Here is a 19,998-nt window from a genome sequence, read left to right on the forward strand (position 1 = left end):
TAGCATCCTACATTTTGCGTAACTGCTCAGGTAATCCTATAATTTGGATGACATATTATGGAGATCCATATGCTACCATGAGGTTTAAAAATCCACCCAGCTGGAAAATCGTTTCTAAAAACAAAAAGCAGTGGATGAAGAAAAAGTTCTTCACTGAAAGTAATATCATCGAGGATGGTAATATTGACATTGAAAGGTGGTGGTAGTTGTAAAATTAAGGAAAGCCTTACAACTCAATATTGTAAGGCTTTTTTGTTTGTAGTAGTACTACCTTTAAACCAGATCTAGTGCAATACAACTATTTATTATGCTATTACGGGTGGCGGTAAATAGCTTGGCTACATCCTGGGAGCCACCATAGACTATTTGCTTGCTATTTTCTGTTTTCCATTCTGCAGCAATATGTTTGGGGTTTTTACTGTAGCAATTCATAAATAGTATCATTTTCGCAGCATTGGCGTTGCACTTTTTCAGCAAGGCTTTCACACTGCTGGTTGTAACTTCCAGGTCCGGTGTGTTGGAAAATAATTTATCTGCTGTTCTCGGACTACCATGTGCAAAAACAATAATATAGTCATCCTTCGTCATCACAAATTTAGAGTCCGCATATACAATCTCAAGGCCTCCTTTTACTATGTGTGCATCGATATGTTTTCCGATCGTGGACTTGGCATTTTTTTCCATTACCGTGTTAAATTCGTTAAGAGCCTGTGTAGCATCTTTCAGGAGATCAACATTTACATCAAGGCTGCTTTTATTAAATGGAATAAAAATGAATAATTTCGCCATGGAATAGTTTTTTTGAGGTTAAATATTAATGAGAAGGAATTACATTTATAAAGTAAAAATGGTTCAAAATAATACGAAATAATATAGAAACCATTCGCATATTTAGATCTGTAGGGGCTGTTTTGTCCGAAATTTCCATACTACTTACGGACTAAATTTAAATATAGTCACCATTCAAAATTGCAATAGCTTCAAGATTCACTTCTTCTTCAATTTCGTCTTTTGTTGGATGTTTTGCAATTCGTTCAATTTCTTTTAATAACCTTTCGTCTTTCGTTTTCCTTGCAAGCGTTGTTAATATCCAATATTTCCAAACACCATCATTTGTTTTCAAAATCTCAAGTATTTCAGGAACCAATTTATCTGAAAATGGCTCCAGGTTAGAATCCCATACAGTAAAGAGATTTGAAGAAATTGAGATTGCTCGATCCAAGTATTTTTCCAGAACCGGAGCTAATTTCCAAAAAGGCAAGAACTTCTTTCTGGTTTTCATGATAAAACAACCAAAAAAACTTAATTACTGATTCTAATTCCTGCTACAGCGAGCGGCTCTGTGTTATTTAATAAGGCCCTTAATTTTATAAGTTTTATAACTTGTAAAACATGCGCCTTATTCTTAATAAATAACTAAAACATAACAGGTTTACATGATTTGAGTTTTTTATGATAACCATTATGCCATGTCATTCGAAGCCGAAACCATATTGATGTTAATGGTTGATGTTATTACTGGTTATGAAATTTGCTTTTTCTTAAATTGAATAATTTCAATTATTAATTTTTCTGGCAATGGTTGATTGTTGGGAAACTGTATGGATGCTTTGCCTACGACATATTCCGATAACTCTTTTGCAAAGTTTTGCAAAATCCCTGTTCCTACATAAAATCCTGCAAACTTTTTATACCCGGCAATCATAATTTGCTTGTCTCGTTTCCCGCCTTTTACTAAAGCGTAGGCTGGAATATCATAATTAATTAACTCTTCCGCATTGGGAGCAGTTTTTAAAATTATTTTCTTTAAAGCAAGTAATGTTTTTAGGGTATCTTCAGGTTGCATTGCAAAATACGCTGCTACTGTTTTAAATTTTGATGTTGCCATGATTGCTAACTTTAATTGTGATTTGATTTTTGAATTCTAATAAGTTGTACGTTTAAGATTATTAGCCATACCAAATAAGTTAAAAAAAGTAAACGAGGTGGATAGCCTAATGGGACATCGGGTCCATATGCGTAGTCGCCTTTTGGTACTACATAAATAGAGAGATGAATAATAAAACCGACTAAGCCAAGTAATGGTATAACAGATGTCCATATCAAAACTTTCTTTGCCGCAGCCCATGATTTATTTTTTAAAGCGATGCTTATGTTAATCAATAACGCAGCAATTGGAAAAAGAAACAAACCTGCCATACCTGAAAACATGTGAATTAAACCTATTGTTGATATTTTATCAGGTGCGGTCGTTAAAGGGTCGGTGGTAAACACTCCAACGCAAAAAGTTCCTGCACAGCAGATAAATAAAATGGCCAATCCAAGTTTTCCAAAAAATCCTTTTACATGCGATTTAATGTTAAATAACAATATTCCATAACTGAAGGATGAAATAATAAATGCTAAAGACATCATCCATCCATAAGAACCAATGGCGTATTCACTTAATGGATGCCAATATGGGTCTAAGTCCGGTCTAATTAAAATTAATACACTTATTAAAAGATGATAAGTCATTGCTGCTGCTATGGAAAGTTTTGCCAAAACAATAGAGGCTTCTTTATTTACCATTTTCTTGAAATTTAGGATGTAAAGATGCACAAGTATGATAAATTGAAGGCTGTATAAACACGCCATAAATAGGGTGTTTTGTGACATTTTCGTCCGATAAGTTTGTAGAGGGCAGTTACAGTGTTGGCTTACTTATTAATAAGTGCAATAAATAGTATCATATATGGCAAAGGGCCCTCTTTGACAGAATGCCTTTATTCCTATTTTTTAAGGTCAGTTATTTGAGTACAGAATGTATCAATTGCGGCCAAATCTTTAATAAAAAAGTTCGAACTCGGTCCAATCATCCCAACCGAAAAGAAGAAGGCCCGCCTTTACAGCGGGCTTTCTTCTATATCTATTACGTACTCCTTTTAATATTCCTGACTATGAGTCAGGTAGAATCCAGCGAAATTGATTCCTTAAATGTGAAAAGCGCCAATAAAGGTATTCCTTCTTCCTAAAGCGATTTTGCAGTGGTATTTCAGAGATAATGCGAACACAAGTTCCAGGCGGTTCCCCTGGCAAATGAGTGTCTAATGAAGGGGCACACTTCGATACTCATCCTCAGTAACAGCTTCAAACCATTTTTAAACATAATCAACATTCAAAATTGCTATCGCTTCAACATTAACTTCTTCTTCAATTTCGTCTTTTGTTGGATGTTTAGCTATACGTTCTAATTCCTTCAATAAGGTTTCGTCTTTAGTTGATCTCACAAGGTTGGTCAATATCCATAGTTTCCAAATACCGTCGTTTGTTTTCAAAACCGTAAGTATGTCAGGTACCAATCTATCAGAAAATGGCTTCAGTACTTCTGCTATGCGTGCGGCTATTGGCCAATTGATATCTTGAAGCCATGTCAATAAATCAGGAACAATAGGCTTTATCTCTTCAAATGAAAGTTTTTTAAGCGCTTCAATTACTTCCTGGTCGTCCTTATGTTTAGGTATCAATTCTCGGATATCCATTGATCTTCGTTTATATTAGCTAACAGTATAGCCCACAAATTACTATTTAGTCAATATTTAAAACTTCTATTTAAATCAAATTTTCGATCCAATGTTCCAGCAGTTCTGGCTTAAATCAGAAAACCCGCTCTTATGGCGGGTTTTCTGATTTTTACTATTATCAGGAATTACGACAGTATCTCCACTTTATTAATGAATGGCTACAGGATTGATATTCACCTGTGTTGAACCTTTATATAACGGTTGCCCCAGTACGAAAAGAAATTCCCAAACTTTATCCTGAACAAGCGCACGACTATCAATTAACTCGAGGTTATAGATTCCTTTTTTTGCCAGCATAAACTGGTTGATAGGAAATTCTTCATTACTCTTAGGATTAGGATATACTTCAGATGCCCAGGTGTCGCCACCAAAGGCTACGATACCCTGGTCGGCAAGCCATTGTGCTGCATCCATACCAATGCCAGGCTCCACTTCTAAAAATTGTTTATTGTCTTTCCCGATCAATTCCAGCCATCCGGTATTGAACAATACTACATCACCTTTTCGCAATGTAATTCCTTCTTTCTTTAATACTGCCTGTATATCAGCAGTTGTAAACTCAGTACCACCAGGTACTATCTTCTTTCCATAGTGTGCTGTCATATCCAGTACTACGCCACGTGTAACCATTGGCGGTACTTTCTCAACACCCAGTTTCTTCACACCTTCTACTGTTACGAAATCAACGGATTTATTGCCATTATAGTAAACGTTATCAATTCCAATATGGCCAATACCGTTTAGCTGTGTCCCTACGCCTGTCCATCCATTTACCAGTTCATCATTAAAGCTGAATTTGTTAGGGCCAAGGGTTTTCCCTCCTTGTTCGCCTGGCTGTATGTTATACAAATGAAAGCTGCGATGACGAAAGGCCGGTAGGTTTTTGTCTACAGGAACCGCCAATGGATAGGTTTTTCCTGTTTTAACCAATTTGGTGGCAGCTAATACTACCTCCGGCGTGATAAGATTGGCTGCGCCAATTTCATCTGATTTGCCGTAAGGAGATTGATACCAACTGGTGTCGGAAACATTAATCGTCTGGGCGTTGTGGTCCTGTCCAAATGCAGGCATTACAGCCACCATGATCATACCAGCCAATGCTGGAATTTTATTAAAATATTTTGTGTTCATCATTTATCACTTTTATAAGTTGCGTAATCGGTATATCCATGTGCGGCACCGCCATAGTGCAAACTTCTATCTGGAGCGGAAAGCGGCCAGTCGTTCTTTAAGCGGGGCACCAAGTCCGGATTAGCAATAAATGGTTCTCCAAATCCAATAAGATCTACAAGTCCTTCCCGCAAAATAGCCTCTGCTTTTGCTTTGTCCATTCCTCCTGCCAATATCAGCACACCATCGTACCAACCTCTGAATCTTTTTAAAAATCCTTCCGGCAAAGCATAACTACCCCTGGATTTCTGATCCATTATGTGGATATATGCAATCTTTCGTTGAGCCAATTCCGTTGCCAGGTATTGATAGGTGGCCTCAATTTCTTCGTAATGGGGCAACTCGTGCAAGCCACCGTAAGGGGTTAGTCTGATGGCTACTTTGGATGCACCAATCGCAGCGATACTTGCATCTACCGCTTCCAGCAGAAAACGGGCACGATTCTTCATGTTTCCGCCATATTCATCGGTTCTATCGTTAACGAACGGATTCAGAAATTGTTCGATAAGATAACCGTTGGCGCCATGCAGCTCTACACCATCAAAACCGGCTTTAATAGCATTGGCAGCAGCGATGGCAAAATCTTGCACAACATCTTTTACTTCCAAAGCACTCAACCTGCGGGGCTTCGAACTGATTACAAAATTTTCCTTACCATTTTCATCATATCCCCAGGCAAATGAGTTGCTGGCCTGGATCTCTGAAGCACCAACCGGTTGCTGGCTTCCTGGCTGATTGGTTACGTGGGAAATTCTTCCCACATGCCACAACTGCGTGAATATTTTACTTCCTGTACGTTGCACCTTGCTGGTAACCAGCTTCCAGCCGGCCACCTGTTCTGAGGTGTACAAACCTGGTATATGTAATACGCCCATAGCAGTGGGAGATATAGCAGTACCTTCTGTAATGATCAGGCCTGCCCCCTCCTTCCCGCTTCTTTGCGCATAATATTCGGCGTTCATTTCGTTGGGAATGCCATTGGGATTGCGGGCGCGCGTCATTGGCGCCATCACCACCCGATTCAATAATTCAAAATTTCCTTTGCTGAATTTCTCGAAAAGCATCTTCACATAATTTCATCAATGAGATAATTTTTATTCAAACATCACTATGAATTTACCGGAACAGCAACTGGATAATCTGTGTAACCCTGTTCATTACCACCAAAGAATTTGGTTTTATCAGGTGCATTAAGTGGAAGATCATGTGCTAATCGATAAGGCAAGTCTGGATTGGCAATAAATGGACGACCAAATCCGATGAGATCTGCCCAGCCATTGCGTAATGCCTCTTCGGCGCGGGCTTTGGTGTATTTACCAGAGTAGATCAATGTCCCCTTAAATGCATGACGATATGCTTCTTTGAAAGCTACTGGCATTACAGGCGCATCCTCCCAGTCGGCTTCAGCGATATGTATATACGCTACACCAGCTGCGTTCAATAGTTTAGCGGCGGCGATATAGGTTATTTCCGGTGTGTCGTCCAAGGCCCCCATGAGGGTCGTGAGTGGCGCCTGTCTGACACCTACACGATGTGCACCAATAGCAGTAGATACCGCAGTCACCACTTCATCTAAAAACCGAAGCCGGTTTTCCAATGTTCCACCATATTCATCGCTACGCGTGTTCGTCTGCGAGTCGATGAACTGTTCTATGAGATAACCATTGGCGCCATGTAATTCCACTCCGTCAAAACCTGCGGCTATCGCGTTTCTGGCGGCTATCGCATAGTCTTGGACAATCTGTTTTATTTCCACTACAGATAATTCGCGTGGCATGGAGTGTTGTATCATTTCTCCAGCTCCTGCTGTAGCGCCTTTCCCAGCTGCATCCACAAAAACTTTGACACCTTCGGCAAGTATTGCTGATGGCGCAACAGGCGCCATGCCATGCTCCTGTAAGGATACGTGAGATACCCTTCCTACATGCCAGAGCTGCGCGAATATCAATCCACCATTTGCATGCACGGCATCTGTAACCTGTTTCCAGCCGGCTACCTGGTCTTTGCTGTATATGCCTGGTGTCCAGGCATATCCCTGACCCTGTCGGCTAATTTGCGTTCCTTCTGATATAATTAAACCGGCAGAGGATCGCTGGGCATAATACGCTGCCATTAATTCTGTCGCTACTTCTCCCTGAGCGGCTCTTGACCGTGTCATTGGAGGCATTACAATTCTATTTTTCAGGTGTAAGCCACCTAATGTATATGATTGAAAAAGCATAAAAATTAATTTTGAATGTCTTTGCTGATATTTGCAATCAATCAATGTTTTGCCAACGCTTGCTGAATGAATTGCAGTTCCTCGGTAGATAAAGTGATATCCATTGCTTTAGCGTTGCTTTCTGCTTGTGCTGCATTTCTTGCACCTGCCAACACCACTGAAATACCCTTCTGTACAGAAGTCCAGCGGAGTACCAGTTGCGCCAATGATGCATTTTTGCTTGCTGCCAGCGGTTGCAGGTCGGCTAACAATGCTTTCACTTTCTCAGGATTAAACTGTCCGAAGTAACCATTGCGGTGATCATCAGATTTCAATTTTGCATCAGCGAAATATTTACCTGACAACAAGCCTCTTTCGAGCGGACTATAAGCGATGATACCAATATTATTTGCAGTAGTATAAGGCACTAAATCCTGCTCAATGCTCCTATTCAGCATGCTGTAAGGAACCTGGTTGGAAGCAAGTTCCAATGTTTGGGCTGCTGTTACCACCTGATCAAGACTATAGTTACTAACGCCTGCCGCTTTGATTTTCCCTTGCTGGATTAAAGTCTGCAATGCTTCCATCGTTTCATCAATTGGAGTGGAAGCATCTGGCCAGTGCAATTGTAACAGGTCGACGTAGTCAGTTTTCAGCCGTTTAAGACTTTCTTCTACTTCTTTTATTATATTTTCCTTTGCAGCATATTTATATACAGGAATAATTTTACCGTTTTCTTCCGCATCGAAGAAATGCTCGCCTTTCCCATTATTACTACCATCCCATACCAGGCCGAATTTGGTCAGTATTTGTACCTTTGTACGGTCTTTTCCGGCGAGAGCATCACCAATGATCTCTTCACTAAGTCCAAAGCCGTAAAAAGGGGCGGTATCCAGGGAGGTTACACCATTATCGATAGAGGCATGGATGGCAGCAATAGAATCCTTACGTTCATTGCCTCCCCACATGCTGCCTCCGATGGCAAAAGCACCATATGTAATGGCAGATAATTCGAGTGGCGATTTTCCTAATTTTCTATATTCCATTTTCTTCTTTTTTGATTTGATAGTGCAAAGCTCCTCCCATTTTTATTATTTTTAAAATAGCATAAGTTATATCTTTGTATCAGAAAAATTATAGCAACATGATGTTGAATTTAGAATGGTTGAGATCGTTTAAAGCGATTTATGAGCAGGGAACACTCACCCAGGCTGCAGATGCCTTGTTTATCTCCCAGCCGGGAGTAAGTCTTCACCTCAATTCCCTGGAGACCTTTACAGGTTACAAATTATTTGACCGGTCACCACGCAAAATGGTTCCTACCGAAAGAGGGAAAGCATTATACAATTTTATTATAGAGCCATTAGGCAAGCTGGAAGCAACGGAACAGCTGTTTAGCAGAAGTACCAAGGCAGAGCGCCCTACTATCAGCATAGGAATGTGTTTTGAAACTTTTCAGTATACACTTGAAGAGCATATCTCCAGGCTGCCATTTAACCTGATCATCAAATTTGGTGAATATCATGAAATGCTACATGATCTTGATAAAGGTGTGTTGGATATGATCATTACGCCACATAAAGGTGAGGAGAAAAACCTGCTGTTTGAGCCATTCTCAAAAGAGAGAATCGTATTGGTGAGTGGCTCCGAATTGGATAGCCGTCCTTTCCTGGAAAATATTAAAAAGAACAATCTTACTGAAGCAGCAGCTTGGCTGAAAGATCAGCTTTGGTACAGTACGGCATCAGACATGGAGCATTTAAAGCGTTTTTGGCAGAATAACTTTAAACATCATATCGACTTTAAACCGAATTACATCGTGCCTAATATCAGCTCTATTGTGCGCTGTCTGAGCAATGAAGAAGGTTTATCGGTGATACCTGATTTCTTATGCAGGGAGGAGATCAAATCCAGGAAGTTAAAACTGGTATGGGAAGGCAACAATATTATTGAAAATACACTTTATTTCGGTACCCGGAAAAAGACCATGTATGCAAAAGAGCTAGACAGGATTAAGAAGATTTTTGAAAAGCGTATGAAGTAAAAAACTACCAGCTCATCTTATTAACAATTTTTTTGTAACGCTTTGCCAGGATATGGGAAAAAACCCCGGGTCCACTAATAAACACGGGCTTTCTATTTTAATGTATTTTGCCGGGGAATACGGCGACTGCCATCTGTTGCCAAAACATGCAATCAATCATCTCCCATCAAATTTTATTACCGAATTCGATGCAGGACGTTCTGCAGTAATAATCGATATAGAAGAATCTTTTACTGGTACCCAGAGATCCTTCCCAAATTTGCTGAAATCATCATATCCGCCCACAACCGTAAAACGTTCAAATACAAAAGGAATACCTTCCGCTCCCAGCGCTGAATGCTGATCAGCAACATGGAAGTGAAGATGTGGACCGGTAGTCTGACCGGTAAACCCAACAGCTGCAATGACATCTCCTTTTTTTACTCGTTGCCCGGCTACAACTTTAATGCTTCCTGGTTTCAGATGTTCGTAAAATGCGATGCAGTTATTTCCTATGTCTAGTGAAATATAGTTTCCTGTTGCCTTTCCAGCGGGGCATTCAGGATGATTTGATAACGTCTTACTTTCCTGAAAATCATCTCTGGTTGCTGAGATAATACCATCACTTACGGCAAGTACCTCTGCTGCATACCCGTACCAATTTTTCACCACATCATTATCTCCGTTTGAATAGTGTCCCAACTTATCAACTTTGATGAAATCTATAGCAAAACGTCCTGGAATCCGGGCTTTCCCTCCAACAGTATAAATCACCCTGCGATGGCCGCGGCTCCAGGAAGGATCATAAACTGCCACCCAAGGCCCACCACTTAAAGGTGCTCCAAGAATTATTTGCGGCTTCTCTGAAAAATGAATAACTGCGCCCTGAACTGAAAATGTTTGCTTTTGATTACCCTGTGATAATACAAAACCAAGACGATGAACCAATTGCAGATCGGTTTTATCATGTCTCAATTCGAGATAGACTACCCTTGAATTACCTGGCGCAATAATATTTTCTTTATCCTTTAATTGTAACCCCAGCTTACTAAACCTATTCATCAAATTATCTCTGTCAAATGAAACAACAACAGAAGAATCAACGACATTCAATATTTCCAACTTTTCCAGGCTGATGGAATCATTTGAGAAATTGGTCAAATAAAGCTCATAGTAAACAGTAGGTTTTCCATTTATAAGTACGGGACCAGGCATAAAAGGAATATTCATATCGATAGATTGCCGGTATTCCTGGCTGAAACCCGACTCATTACCTGCGATAAGTATTATGAGGATGTATAACAATCTTCTGACTATTGCCATTCTGTATGTTTTTAGATGTAAGGCTGATTTAAATTTAAGCAAAATAGCATTGAAGGCATGGCTCTACTACAAACAAAACCTGTGAGAAGGTCTTATTACAGCCCTTTCCTGAAACAATACTAGCCCAGCTATATTAATTCAGCATCATGCTGTCTTAAAATAAAGCTATCAAGTACATGATTTTTCTTTATAAAACGTCAATACATGAATACAAAAAATGCATAATTTGAAAAATTGCATATTATTGCAAAGAGTGCAGGTAGCATAGTTGATCTGTATTCAACAAGACAACTTTAAGCATTATTGTACCATCAAACTTCTTATAATTTGTCATGTATCATTTGCCCGTTATTACCTCATAAAAAATATTTTCATACCCGATCTTACTACTGACATACTGTTGTCACCTGCCAGTTAGAACTTTGAATTACAGTTAAAGAAAACCTACTAATAAAGTATACAATTATGCAAAAAATGAAACCCTTTCAGATTAATGTAGCCCAAGACATTTTAGATGATTTACAGGTACGTTTAGCCCGGACACGTTGGACCGATGAGCCAGCAGATGCTGGTTGGAACTACGGTATGAATCCTGCTTATTTGCGAGAGCTGGTAGACTATTGGCAACATAGCTATGACTGGAGGAAGCAGGAAGAAATACTGAACAGTTTTCCTCAGTATAAAACAGAGATCGATGGCGTTGGTATCCATTTTATTTGGGTAAAAGGCAAAGGGAACGGGGCCAGACCATTAATTCTTACACATGAATGGCCAGATAGTTTTCAGCGGTTTTATAAAATTATTCCAATGCTGACGGAAGACAGCACCTTCGACCTGATCATTCCATCGATGCCAGGTCACGGATTTTCCGATCCGGTAAGCTTACCATCCGCCGAAACCGCCAGGTTATGGGGAAAGCTCATGACTGAAGAATTGGGATATACGAATTTTTATGCCGGAGGCGATTATGCAGTGACAACCTCCCTTGCCAACCAATACCCTGAGCAAGTAAAAGGAATTTACCTAACCGATGCCGGCTACCCTAACGGTACTGAAGACTGGTCTCAACTTACGCCAGCGGAGCAGGTATTCGGACAACAAATACAGCGTTGGTTCTATGCAGAAGGGGCCTTCAACATGATCCAGTCTACCAAACCTCAAACATTGGGTTATGCGCTTAACGACAGTCCCGTAGGACTTGCATCCTGGATACTGGAAAAATTCTATACCTGGAGTGATACAAAGGGAAATATGGACAATAGCTTTTCCAAAGATGAACTATTGACCAACGTCATGATCTATTGGATTACCGGGACGATAAACACTTCCATCAGGAGATATGCAATGGATATGCGTGCCATGTATGCGCAAGGATTTCCTGCACCAGTGCAGCCTGTAACTGTCCCTTCTGCTGTGGCTATCTTCCCTGCAGACAGTGATACGCCGAAGGAATGGGCAGAGAGAAGAGTAAATCTTCAATATTATGATAAGCTGCCAAAAGGCGGACGCTTTGCAGCATTGGAAGTACCTGAGCTATATACCGATTATTTACGCAAAGCTATAAAGACTCTTGAAGAGAAAGCTCTTTAGGTCGAAGTTTGTCAGACTCCTCCGCTTACAATGTCAAATATCACGCTGACAGAATGTACAGCCCCAAAAGCCCGTTTCTACTAAGTAGAAACGGGCTTTGTCATTTTTTCGAATATCAGGATATTATTAAACTACTACGCATATACGAAGTTCCAGATAAAGTCATAGCTATCAAAGCCATAGGAGGCTCGATTTGGAACAATAATAATTTGATGTATCTTGGATTTGTTGCTAAAAACATCCATGTTCACAAATATTCTCCATGCCAAATTCAATTACAGATCAGTATTTAAAGGGGTTACAGGAACGCTTGTCAGAAGCCGATGTGCAACAGTTGTCCTATGCCAGTGGCGCTACAGAAGAACAAATTACAGCGCTGAAAACAAGGTACCCTGAATGCCCGGCATCTTTAATACAATTGTTACAAAAATTTAATGGAACTTATTGGCAGGAATACGGGCAACATACTGTTGCTGTGCTGATGCTGGGCTCTGATGTAGACAGATATCCCTATTATTTGAAATCTGCGGATCAAATGCTTGATAATAACGAATATAATGAGAGTATTTGTGAAAGATATGGCATTTCTAAAGAAGGAGACACTGACCTGGTAGGGATTGGTATAGATCCGACCATAAAAATTGACAACTGGCTTTGTTTCTCCGACTGCACAAACAATGGAGGCACATCCAAGCTGTATATCGATTTCAATCCAGCCGCAAATGGCCGCTCAGGGCAGGTAGTACGATTCCTTCATGATCCGGACAACTATACCGTTATTGCTGGTAGTTTTGATGAATACCTCCAGTTATTGATCAATAAGCATTATGATTTTATTGGTGTGAAATGCTAAAGGATCTCCTTAACAACAGTTCATTCACAAAAATGATTTTATAATTGCTATAAGTGGAACTTTTATTCTTAACTAATGCCGCAGTGATAACTGGATCGACTGAACGAAATTATGTTGCAGATCTAAGAGGGGCAATGGCTTATAGTAATTTTTGAATAGCCTGCATATGCTCAACAAGCGCTCGTTGTTCTTCCTGACTAAGTTTATTGACCAACATAGATATCTGATTTTCGGAGGCGGTATTTAATTTATGAAACAGCACTTCACCTTTAGCGGTGAGAGAAAGCTGCGTAATACGCGCATCCTCAGCAGAACGTTTCTTTGAGAGAAGACCATTTTTCTCAAATTGCTTCAGCACCTTACTCAGGTAGCCTTTGTCTATATCAATTTCAGACATTATTTGAGAAGCGCTCAAAGGGCCATGCGTATGTATTTCATAGACAATGCGCGCTTCCACCAGCGAATAATCGCTTTTTAGCAAGTCTTTATCCAATAAGCCCAACAGCTTTGTGTAATAGCGGTTAAAAGCCCTGATACTTTCTATTGTCGGTTGTTTAGCTTTCATACAGTAGTTATGGTTAGTTCCATCAGGTTAAGGTTAAATCATATCGCCTTTCTCTTATTGGTTTACCAAAGGTATCAGACATGCTTTCAGCAGTTAATCGAAATCCTGCGCGCTCATATAAGACTATCGCCGCCTGTTGTTCTTCAGTAGTCCAGAGATATGCTTGTTTTATTTGTCTTTCTTGCATAAAAGCGATGAATTCCGCCATGAGCAGTTTGCCTAAACCAATGCCACGGTATGCAGGAAGGAAAATAAAATAACGTAGTTGTAACTGGTCTTTGCGATGTTGCGCTATCAGGGAGCCTATTATCCGGTCGTTGTGAAGGCATATCCATACTTTGTCTTTCTCCACATCATAATCCTTTGCAAAATCTTTCAGGCCATCGAGCACATAAGACTCAAATCGCAGACTGTAATTACATTCTTTAGCGTATAAATCACCATGAATATATGCTATGTATCCCAGATCTCCTGGCAATAAGATATTCCTGATATGAACGTCGGATAATGCGATTGCAGACATAGATTCTCTATTTTAGGACAATTAGTTGAATAATTCAACAATACAAAGGAAATCAATTTAGTTGAATAATTCAACTAAATTTCAACACACTATATCCGGTATTTTTCAAATGGCATATCTGCACAGAAAATTTAGTTATTTTTAATAAAACCCAGGATGATGAAAATAGGTATTTTTGGAACCGGCGTTGCCGGAAGAACGCTGGCAGAAAAATTAGCGGCTGATGGCAATGAAGTAATGATAGGCACTAGGGATGTAGCGGCCACGCTTCAAAAAGGACAAGATGCATCCGGCAAACAATCCTATCAGGCATGGCAGGAAGAGCATCCATCCGTAAAGCTGGCTACTTTTGCCGATACTGCTAAATTCGGTGAAATAATTTTTATTGTTACATATGGTAATGCAGCTATTGCTGCTATTGACCTGGCAGATGTAAACTCTTTCACAGACAAAGTGGTAATAGATACCACCAACCCCCTTGATATTTCAAAAGGCATTCCACCCCTCTTTACTGCTACCCCAGGCAATTCACTCGGGGAGCAAATCCAGCAACATCTGCCAAGAGCTAAGGTGGTGAAAGCTTTCAACACACTGGGTATGCCTATTATCGTTAATCCGCAAAGAGCGGAAGGCGATCCTGTTTTGCTCATTGCCGGCAACGATGAAAGCGCCAAAAAAGTGGTGAGTAGTATTGCAAAGTCATGGGGATGGAAAGACGTAGTAGACTATGGCGATATTGGGGAATCATTTTATCTGGAAGCATTTGCCATGCTATGGATACGATATGCCTTTAATCATAAAAGCTGGACACATGCATTTTCATTTTTGCGGAAGTAAATGTTTATAGTTGGTCGATAATTAATCATTTAATCCCAAAAATAGTTTGGCACCTGACCTGCCAATTTCGTATATTTATATACGTTGCAGTTAAACGTATATTTATGAAATGACAGTTATGAAAATCAAGCGGTTGCTCCCTTTTCGACTGTGTTTTACTGGAAAAACAGGGTGATACATATGCTCATTTCCCTAAAATTCATAAAGTACACTGCAATTTTTCTACTTGTTGGCCTACCTATGTAAAAGCAGTACCTATAATGCTTTTGTGATGTTTACATTCCAGCTATATTATCCATCGGCCACATTGCAACATTATGTGCAATACTATCTGGTAACGACTATTTCTGACCTCAACGATCAGATGGCCGTGCAGGAAATATTTCCGCTGGCGCTGACTGGTATTCATTTCATGGATACCTCTGGCTTAGTGCTTTTCAATAACAGCGAAAAAGAATTTATTGCTGCCCCACCCATATCTATGATAGGCCAACTGGCAACAAAACGAGAGAACAAATTTGTGCAACAAGGACGTATTATTACAGCAATTTTTTCACCATTTGGACTTTATAAGATATGGGGAATACAAATGAGTGAGGTCGCCAATAATGTCTACGATGCCTGTGACACTTTAAATACAACCAGTTTAAATGATTGCCGGGAACAGCTATTTGATGCGAAATCATGTGAACAGTCCATTCAGATACTGGAACGGTTCCTTCTCTCCCATTTAAAAAGAAATGATTTTGACCTGCGTGAAATGGATAGTATTGTCGGATGCATCCATGCTAACAGAGGAAACATAAATATTGACTGGTTAGCCCACGCATCTAATATGAGCACTAAAACCTTCGAAAGGCACTTTTCCGAGAAAATTGGCCTGGCGCCTAAAGTCTTCACAAGGATTGTTCGTTTTTCAAATGCCCTGAAAATGATACAACTGAAAATGGGAACATTTGACATCCTCGAAACATGTGGCTATACGGATCAATCACATCTCATAAAGGAATTCCAGGCCTTTACCGGGAAATCGCCCAAGCAATATCATCCCGGATTCCAGGAAATGCTAAGCTTCTATATGGAGCATTCCATCAAAGAATGACGAAAATTTACAATTCTAAGTAATACTTATTGTTGAAATTTATGGTAGCAAAAAGGTCTGCTAAAAATATACTTGCCTGATCTTTCTATTATTTGTTTAACAATAGATAAGCTGATGAATTTCAACTTAGGAAAGTACTTGTAGTCTGAAAAATTTGTTTGGTTATTACCTCAAATTCATCTTTTATTTAAACCTTCCAACAAAAAAAATATCACCCTAAATACTTACCAGCAGCGGATTTCATCATCTGCTGCCTATCAGTTCTTTTTCTTACATAATCATCTTAAAAGAAAAACATGGAAACGAAAAATGCAACACTGGGATCGACCGGTGTTTCCAGCCAGCAGTTTGTTTCTTTTGTGCGTGAAATGTTAGGCGGATCTCCAAAACGGGAAGGCCCGATAACAACGAGTCGTTGGGATCCGCTCATTCGCGCAGCACTGGAACAAATGAATCCTCCTTTCAGCTCGTTGTATCCTTTTGACGACGGGCCATGGTGGCCGCATCCGAAACCAAATTGGCGGCAACGTTACACCGATTACGGTCCACTCCCTGAAACATGGCACCATGCATTCCCACTACCGTGGATGCAGACAAACGCAATGGTATCGGCACTTAATCCGCAACCATTGCCTCCCATACTTTTATTTGCAGCATTGTTAGCGAACCAGGTCATTGCCGATATAATTTATCGCCAGGAGCTGGCCGATATTATCGGTAAAAATGATGGGGAACATGCCGTAAGCCGATTAAAATTCTTTATTGATGATTGTGGTACCTGGTACCACAAATGGCCCCACCCCGGACCACCACCACCCTGGTGGATGCAAGAGCTGCTCGGATCACAGTTAGTGGTGATTGGCGTTCAACTCGAAACGGCGGCAGGTCTTACGCTTAATGAAAGTTTGCAAAAAACATTTACCGGTGGAGGCGCTCATCTCATTAAAGCCGGCATTGAACGAATGGGAGCTGTATAAACCTTATTTCACTAACCCCAATTAATAGACACAGATTACAGGAGGAGATCTTACATGTTTGTGAAAACATGGAGATAGCCTCTTGTATTTTTGAAAAATTTGTAGAAAATATGCTCACTTAGATTCGATCATCCTATTCATTTTATAAAGCTTCCAAAAGCTTCTATAAGTTATCGCAAATAACAAACTACTAATAATCAAATATTTATATTATATTTATCTATAGATCTTACCATACTATATTTCTTTATGGTACAATATTTATGAAAATGAATAATTGAATATTCCCCATAATAAAATATCAGTGGCCCCTCTATGGAGAAAAAAACAAACGATTCCCGCATTAATAAAATCCTTAAAAGTATAGGTCCGGGGCTGGTTACCGGGGCCAGTGATGACGATCCCTCCGGCATTGCCACCTATTCACAGGCAGGTGCTCAATTTGGGCTTTCCACACTGTGGACAGCATTACTTACTTTTCCATTGATGGCTGCAGTGCAGGGAATGTGTGCCAGGATAGGAATTGTTACCTGCCAGGGACTATGCGTTACATTAAGGCAGCATTATTCGAAGACGCTTTTATATTTCATGATCCTTTGCAGCTTCCCTGCCATAACTTTAAATATTGGAGCTGATATACAAGGAATGGCAGCGGTTTCTCATATGATTTGCCCAAGCATTCCTATATGGGTATTTAGTATAGCCATTACCGCTATACTACTATTCATCATCATAAAATACCCTTATCAAAAAATTGCCCGGATACTGAAATGGCTGTGCCTCTCGTTACTACTTTATATCATCGTTCCTTTCATGGTAAAACAAGACTGGATACTGGTGGCAAAGCATGCATTTATTCCGACACTCAAATGGAACAAGGAATTTATTTCCATCATCGTAGCGTTGCTGGGCACCACAATTTCCCCTTACTTGTTTTTCTGGCAAGTCACCATGGAGGCAGAAGACCAGGCACATAACAAAAAATCTATCATGGTCAATAAGGAAGTATTATCAGAGATGAAAACGGATGTCAATATAGGCATGCTGCTATCCAATATAGTGATGTTTTTTATGATCCTTACTACTGGCAGTGTGCTATTTCCTGCAGGTATTCATCAAATAGATACGGTTGACCAGGCAGCCAAAGCGTTGGAACCACTCGCAGGTAAACTTACTTACCTGATCTTTGCTAGCGGCGTATTAGGAAGTGGCTTGCTGGCAATCCCTGTATTGGCAGGATCACAATCATATATGCTTGCAGAAACCTTTGGATGGGAAGCAGGGCTGGATAAAAAATTCCTACAGGCAAAGTTATTTTACATTGCTATCACGCTATCATTGTTAGTAGGCCTTTGTATGGAATTTATGGGCCTTAGTCCCATTAAGGCGCTTGTGCTGACAGCAATCGTATATGGCCTCACCGCTCCCATTATGATTGCAATAATTATGCATATTGGTAATAATAAAAAAATCATGCGGGAGTATACCAATTCCCCGCTATCGAATATTTTAACAGGCATTACCCTTATCATCATGACCGTTGCGGCGGTTGCCATGATTTATCTGTTATTTTAAATGATAAATCATTAGCAAATCATCAGCAATCTATATCCGGATCTTTCCTTTGGCGCACGATGAACACATGGGGGCACCTGACTCTCCGGATGATCCACCGCTAAGCGCCACAAATGCCCATGACCTAAATTGATTGGATGCGAACCTGGTTTAGCCTGATAGTGCAAATCAAAAGAATATTCACTTAAAAATGATTCAAAACCTTCTGCTGGCCCATCGTACAACTTTTTGAGTTCCTCCCGGATAGCAGGAATCAGTACTTTCTTTTCTGCCTGGGAATTGGGTAATATTTCACTGGCATCGCCATAATAAGTACATAAAAAAGTATCAGTCGGAACAGGCGAACGATCTACGTGAAAAGAGTATACATCTGTAGAAATAAACGGGTATGTATCATCTTCTTCATAGTATTTAATCACATTAAGCACCGGCAATGCACCATGATCTCTTAATAACTGTAAGTCATGCAAAAGTATTTCACGTGCAAGCTGCCCTTGTTCGCTTAGCTCCAGCGCACGCAACTCCTCTTCCTCCACCTCTGTGATATTTCCGCTTAATGTAATCTTTCTAACAACCTCAGAAAAATCACCCCGGAGTTCACGAACCCAGCACACGGCATTCACAACACCTGCAAATGGCGTAGATACCAGGTCCTGGAAATTTGTAACACATTGAATCTGGTTCTCCGCATGAGATAAATCAATCATAACGCTTAATTATAAAATCGTTTGGCAACGAAGAAGCGTTGCCGCTAGTTCATTTCTTATATCATGCAAAGATAGTTAATGATAAGGTTAATGACCAATCAAAGGTATTAGTTGCAAAACAAGCGTTAGCACTTTTCTAACGCTTGTTTTTTGAACAGGCCAGCATAGACAAAATAGTTTTAACTATTCCACTATACCATTGTAGTTTGGTCTGGTTTCCTGAATACAGTAATATCCGTTGCAATATTGATTGGAGTGTTACAGTCTATTTGCAGATAAAACTCTACTCCACCTGTAATAGTATCTCCAGGATTGGGGCCATGTGGACGGATATTTTTCACCCCGATTGTTGCAAGGCCACGATATCTCCATACATCCGCTATCCCAGCAATACTATGGGATGCCATTTGGATTTCAGCCGTGGAGATGTGAATAACGGAGTCTGGATAGATAGTACCATCCCAATTGAAATTGAACCATCCAGTTTTGGCATTTCGCCAATAAACACGAATTGTTTTTGCGTCCATAAAAATAAATTTAAGAATGAGAGAAAGGGGTTATAAACTTTCTAATGCTTACATGTACATGCTACCGGTAGAATAATACTGTTGGGATCTGGGATTGGGTCAAAAAAGTGTAAGTATAACGTTAGACCATATCGAAATTCAAATGTAGCAAACGGCACTGCAACATCAATGATAGCAGGCATTTTGACAGCATTACATCTACTAAAACCTTACAAAAAAACCGCGCCGCATTTATTTTACTATGCGTCTCTTTGTAAAATTCTTTCGTTATTTAGCACTCAACATTTCTTCAATTCTTGCAGGCATTTTATCTTCATCAGGCATGGAAGCCTCTGCATCAAATATTCTTCCATCTCTTTCAATAATAATATAATGTGGTACTCTCTGGATTTTGAAAGCCTTATCCACTTCACTTTTCCTTTCACCGGCAGACAACCTCAGACTATTAAGCACGTTTCCTCTT

23 protein-coding genes are annotated in these 19,998 nt (G+C 40.0%); 8 read left to right on the top strand and 15 right to left on the bottom strand.

What is annotated here, in order from left to right; genetic code table 11:
• Window positions 1-47: 47 nt before the first annotated feature.
• Window positions 48-206, top strand: coding sequence for a hypothetical protein (locus ACE38W_RS17660; RefSeq protein WP_375832683.1), 159 nt, complete (start codon window positions 48-50; stop codon window positions 204-206).
• 67 nt (window positions 207-273) lie between these two features.
• On the opposite strand, the gene ACE38W_RS17665 is transcribed toward ACE38W_RS17660, so the two are convergent.
• From ACE38W_RS17665 to ACE38W_RS17705, 9 genes are all read right to left on the bottom strand, one after another.
• On the bottom strand, window positions 274-789 hold the full coding sequence (locus ACE38W_RS17665; RefSeq protein ID WP_375832685.1) for a hypothetical protein: 516 nt from the start codon (window positions 787-789) through the stop codon (window positions 274-276).
• Between the two features lie 157 nt (window positions 790-946).
• Window positions 947-1,282: a DUF5071 domain-containing protein gene (locus tag ACE38W_RS17670; protein ID WP_375832687.1), complete on the bottom strand. Its 336-nt coding sequence runs from the start codon at window positions 1,280-1,282 to the stop codon at window positions 947-949.
• A gap of 240 nt (window positions 1,283-1,522) precedes the next feature.
• Entirely contained in the window at window positions 1,523-1,888 is a 366-nt protein-coding gene (locus tag ACE38W_RS17675; RefSeq protein ID WP_375832689.1) for an iron chaperone, read from the bottom strand.
• 11 nt (window positions 1,889-1,899) lie between these two features.
• Window positions 1,900-2,571, bottom strand: coding sequence for a DUF998 domain-containing protein (locus ACE38W_RS17680; RefSeq protein ID WP_375832691.1), 672 nt, complete (start codon window positions 2,569-2,571; stop codon window positions 1,900-1,902).
• 569 nt (window positions 2,572-3,140) lie between these two features.
• Entirely contained in the window at window positions 3,141-3,521 is a 381-nt protein-coding gene (locus tag ACE38W_RS17685) for a DUF5071 domain-containing protein (RefSeq protein WP_375832693.1), read from the bottom strand.
• A gap of 189 nt (window positions 3,522-3,710) precedes the next feature.
• Window positions 3,711-4,697 carry a cyclase family protein gene (locus ACE38W_RS17690; protein WP_375832695.1) on the bottom strand — a complete coding sequence of 329 codons (987 nt, stop codon included), beginning with the start codon at window positions 4,695-4,697 and terminating at the stop codon, window positions 3,711-3,713.
• On the bottom strand, window positions 4,694-5,797 hold the full coding sequence (locus tag ACE38W_RS17695) for an alkene reductase (protein ID WP_375832697.1): 1,104 nt from the start codon (window positions 5,795-5,797) through the stop codon (window positions 4,694-4,696). The genes ACE38W_RS17690 and ACE38W_RS17695 overlap by 4 nt, the downstream gene beginning before the upstream one ends.
• A gap of 44 nt (window positions 5,798-5,841) precedes the next feature.
• A complete protein-coding gene (locus tag ACE38W_RS17700) occupies window positions 5,842-6,954 on the bottom strand; it encodes an alkene reductase (protein WP_375832699.1) in 1,113 nt (370 codons plus the stop codon).
• Between the two features lie 41 nt (window positions 6,955-6,995).
• Window positions 6,996-7,979: an aldo/keto reductase gene (locus ACE38W_RS17705; RefSeq protein WP_375832701.1), complete on the bottom strand. Its 984-nt coding sequence runs from the start codon at window positions 7,977-7,979 to the stop codon at window positions 6,996-6,998.
• 98 nt (window positions 7,980-8,077) lie between these two features.
• Between ACE38W_RS17705 and ACE38W_RS17710 the strand changes: the two genes are divergently transcribed.
• Entirely contained in the window at window positions 8,078-8,977 is a 900-nt protein-coding gene (locus ACE38W_RS17710) for a LysR family transcriptional regulator (RefSeq protein WP_375832703.1), read from the top strand.
• Window positions 8,978-9,133: 156 nt separating this feature from the next.
• Here ACE38W_RS17710 and ACE38W_RS17715 read toward each other — a convergent pair whose 3' ends face one another.
• Complete coding sequence (locus ACE38W_RS17715; RefSeq protein ID WP_375832705.1) at window positions 9,134-10,186, bottom strand: M23 family metallopeptidase; 1,053 nt, start codon at window positions 10,184-10,186, stop codon at window positions 9,134-9,136.
• Window positions 10,187-10,744: 558 nt separating this feature from the next.
• Between ACE38W_RS17715 and ACE38W_RS17720 the strand changes: the two genes are divergently transcribed.
• Together ACE38W_RS17720 and ACE38W_RS17725 are read left to right on the top strand one after the other, a co-directional pair.
• Entirely contained in the window at window positions 10,745-11,869 is a 1,125-nt protein-coding gene (locus ACE38W_RS17720; RefSeq protein ID WP_375832707.1) for an epoxide hydrolase family protein, read from the top strand.
• A 262-nt stretch (window positions 11,870-12,131) separates the two neighbouring features.
• Window positions 12,132-12,722 (top strand): SMI1/KNR4 family protein, encoded by a 591-nt coding sequence (locus ACE38W_RS17725; protein WP_375832709.1) that lies wholly within the window; start codon window positions 12,132-12,134, stop codon window positions 12,720-12,722.
• A 139-nt stretch (window positions 12,723-12,861) separates the two neighbouring features.
• On the opposite strand, the gene ACE38W_RS17730 is transcribed toward ACE38W_RS17725, so the two are convergent.
• Together ACE38W_RS17730 and ACE38W_RS17735 are read right to left on the bottom strand one after the other, a co-directional pair.
• Entirely contained in the window at window positions 12,862-13,287 is a 426-nt protein-coding gene (locus ACE38W_RS17730; RefSeq protein WP_375832711.1) for a MarR family winged helix-turn-helix transcriptional regulator, read from the bottom strand.
• Window positions 13,288-13,309: 22 nt separating this feature from the next.
• Window positions 13,310-13,810, bottom strand: coding sequence for a GNAT family N-acetyltransferase (locus tag ACE38W_RS17735; protein WP_375832713.1), 501 nt, complete (start codon window positions 13,808-13,810; stop codon window positions 13,310-13,312).
• 159 nt (window positions 13,811-13,969) lie between these two features.
• On the opposite strand from ACE38W_RS17735, the gene ACE38W_RS17740 reads away from it, so the two are divergent.
• The 4 genes from ACE38W_RS17740 (at window position 13,970) to ACE38W_RS17755 (ending at window position 18,301) form a co-directional block, all read left to right on the top strand.
• The gene (locus ACE38W_RS17740; protein WP_375832715.1) at window positions 13,970-14,647 is read left to right on the top strand and encodes an NADPH-dependent F420 reductase; all 678 of its coding nucleotides are present in this window, start codon (window positions 13,970-13,972) and stop codon (window positions 14,645-14,647) included.
• 271 nt (window positions 14,648-14,918) lie between these two features.
• Complete coding sequence (locus ACE38W_RS17745; protein ID WP_375832717.1) at window positions 14,919-15,749, top strand: helix-turn-helix domain-containing protein; 831 nt, start codon at window positions 14,919-14,921, stop codon at window positions 15,747-15,749.
• A 296-nt stretch (window positions 15,750-16,045) separates the two neighbouring features.
• Window positions 16,046-16,726 carry a hypothetical protein gene (locus ACE38W_RS17750; protein WP_375832719.1) on the top strand — a complete coding sequence of 227 codons (681 nt, stop codon included), beginning with the start codon at window positions 16,046-16,048 and terminating at the stop codon, window positions 16,724-16,726.
• Window positions 16,727-17,041: 315 nt separating this feature from the next.
• Entirely contained in the window at window positions 17,042-18,301 is a 1,260-nt protein-coding gene (locus tag ACE38W_RS17755) for an NRAMP family divalent metal transporter (protein WP_375832721.1), read from the top strand.
• An 11-nt stretch (window positions 18,302-18,312) separates the two neighbouring features.
• On the opposite strand, the gene ACE38W_RS17760 is transcribed toward ACE38W_RS17755, so the two are convergent.
• From ACE38W_RS17760 to ACE38W_RS17770, 3 genes are all read right to left on the bottom strand, one after another.
• Complete coding sequence (locus tag ACE38W_RS17760) at window positions 18,313-19,008, bottom strand: hypothetical protein (protein ID WP_375832723.1); 696 nt, start codon at window positions 19,006-19,008, stop codon at window positions 18,313-18,315.
• 191 nt (window positions 19,009-19,199) lie between these two features.
• The gene (locus ACE38W_RS17765) at window positions 19,200-19,535 is read right to left on the bottom strand and encodes a hypothetical protein (protein WP_375832725.1); all 336 of its coding nucleotides are present in this window, start codon (window positions 19,533-19,535) and stop codon (window positions 19,200-19,202) included.
• A 267-nt stretch (window positions 19,536-19,802) separates the two neighbouring features.
• Window positions 19,803-19,988 (bottom strand): hypothetical protein, encoded by a 186-nt coding sequence (locus tag ACE38W_RS17770; protein ID WP_375832727.1) that lies wholly within the window; start codon window positions 19,986-19,988, stop codon window positions 19,803-19,805.
• Between the last annotated feature and the right edge of the window lie 10 nt (window positions 19,989-19,998).

Source organism: Chitinophaga sp. Hz27, assembly GCF_042263525.1.
GTDB lineage: Bacteria > Bacteroidota > Bacteroidia > Chitinophagales > Chitinophagaceae > Chitinophaga.

Bases quoted from the DNA above. Each gene is read 5' to 3' on its own strand.
- ACE38W_RS17670 (WP_375832687.1), bottom strand. From the start codon at position 1,282: ATGAAAACCAGAAAGAAGTTCTTGCCTTTTTGGAAATTAGCTCCGGTT.
- ACE38W_RS17660 (WP_375832683.1), top strand. From the start codon at position 48: ATGACATATTATGGAGATCCATATGCTACCATGAGGTTTAAAAATCCA.
- ACE38W_RS17730 (WP_375832711.1), bottom strand. From the start codon at position 13,287: ATGAAAGCTAAACAACCGACAATAGAAAGTATCAGGGCTTTTAACCGC.
- ACE38W_RS17710 (WP_375832703.1), top strand. From the start codon at position 8,078: ATGATGTTGAATTTAGAATGGTTGAGATCGTTTAAAGCGATTTATGAG.
- ACE38W_RS17715 (WP_375832705.1), bottom strand. From the start codon at position 10,186: ATGAATATTCCTTTTATGCCTGGTCCCGTACTTATAAATGGAAAACCT.
- ACE38W_RS17745 (WP_375832717.1), top strand. From the start codon at position 14,919: ATGTTTACATTCCAGCTATATTATCCATCGGCCACATTGCAACATTAT.
- ACE38W_RS17685 (WP_375832693.1), bottom strand. From the start codon at position 3,521: ATGGATATCCGAGAATTGATACCTAAACATAAGGACGACCAGGAAGTA.
- ACE38W_RS17675 (WP_375832689.1), bottom strand. From the start codon at position 1,888: ATGGCAACATCAAAATTTAAAACAGTAGCAGCGTATTTTGCAATGCAA.
- ACE38W_RS17665 (WP_375832685.1), bottom strand. From the start codon at position 789: ATGGCGAAATTATTCATTTTTATTCCATTTAATAAAAGCAGCCTTGAT.
- ACE38W_RS17765 (WP_375832725.1), bottom strand. From the start codon at position 19,535: ATGGACGCAAAAACAATTCGTGTTTATTGGCGAAATGCCAAAACTGGA.
- ACE38W_RS17740 (WP_375832715.1), top strand. From the start codon at position 13,970: ATGAAAATAGGTATTTTTGGAACCGGCGTTGCCGGAAGAACGCTGGCA.
- ACE38W_RS17750 (WP_375832719.1), top strand. From the start codon at position 16,046: ATGGAAACGAAAAATGCAACACTGGGATCGACCGGTGTTTCCAGCCAG.
- ACE38W_RS17680 (WP_375832691.1), bottom strand. From the start codon at position 2,571: ATGGTAAATAAAGAAGCCTCTATTGTTTTGGCAAAACTTTCCATAGCA.
- ACE38W_RS17720 (WP_375832707.1), top strand. From the start codon at position 10,745: ATGCAAAAAATGAAACCCTTTCAGATTAATGTAGCCCAAGACATTTTA.
- ACE38W_RS17695 (WP_375832697.1), bottom strand. From the start codon at position 5,797: ATGCTTTTCGAGAAATTCAGCAAAGGAAATTTTGAATTATTGAATCGG.
- ACE38W_RS17760 (WP_375832723.1), bottom strand. From the start codon at position 19,008: ATGATTGATTTATCTCATGCGGAGAACCAGATTCAATGTGTTACAAAT.
- ACE38W_RS17755 (WP_375832721.1), top strand. From the start codon at position 17,042: ATGGAGAAAAAAACAAACGATTCCCGCATTAATAAAATCCTTAAAAGT.
- ACE38W_RS17705 (WP_375832701.1), bottom strand. From the start codon at position 7,979: ATGGAATATAGAAAATTAGGAAAATCGCCACTCGAATTATCTGCCATT.
- ACE38W_RS17700 (WP_375832699.1), bottom strand. From the start codon at position 6,954: ATGCTTTTTCAATCATATACATTAGGTGGCTTACACCTGAAAAATAGA.
- ACE38W_RS17690 (WP_375832695.1), bottom strand. From the start codon at position 4,697: ATGATGAACACAAAATATTTTAATAAAATTCCAGCATTGGCTGGTATG.
- ACE38W_RS17735 (WP_375832713.1), bottom strand. From the start codon at position 13,810: ATGTCTGCAATCGCATTATCCGACGTTCATATCAGGAATATCTTATTG.
- ACE38W_RS17725 (WP_375832709.1), top strand. From the start codon at position 12,132: ATGCCAAATTCAATTACAGATCAGTATTTAAAGGGGTTACAGGAACGC.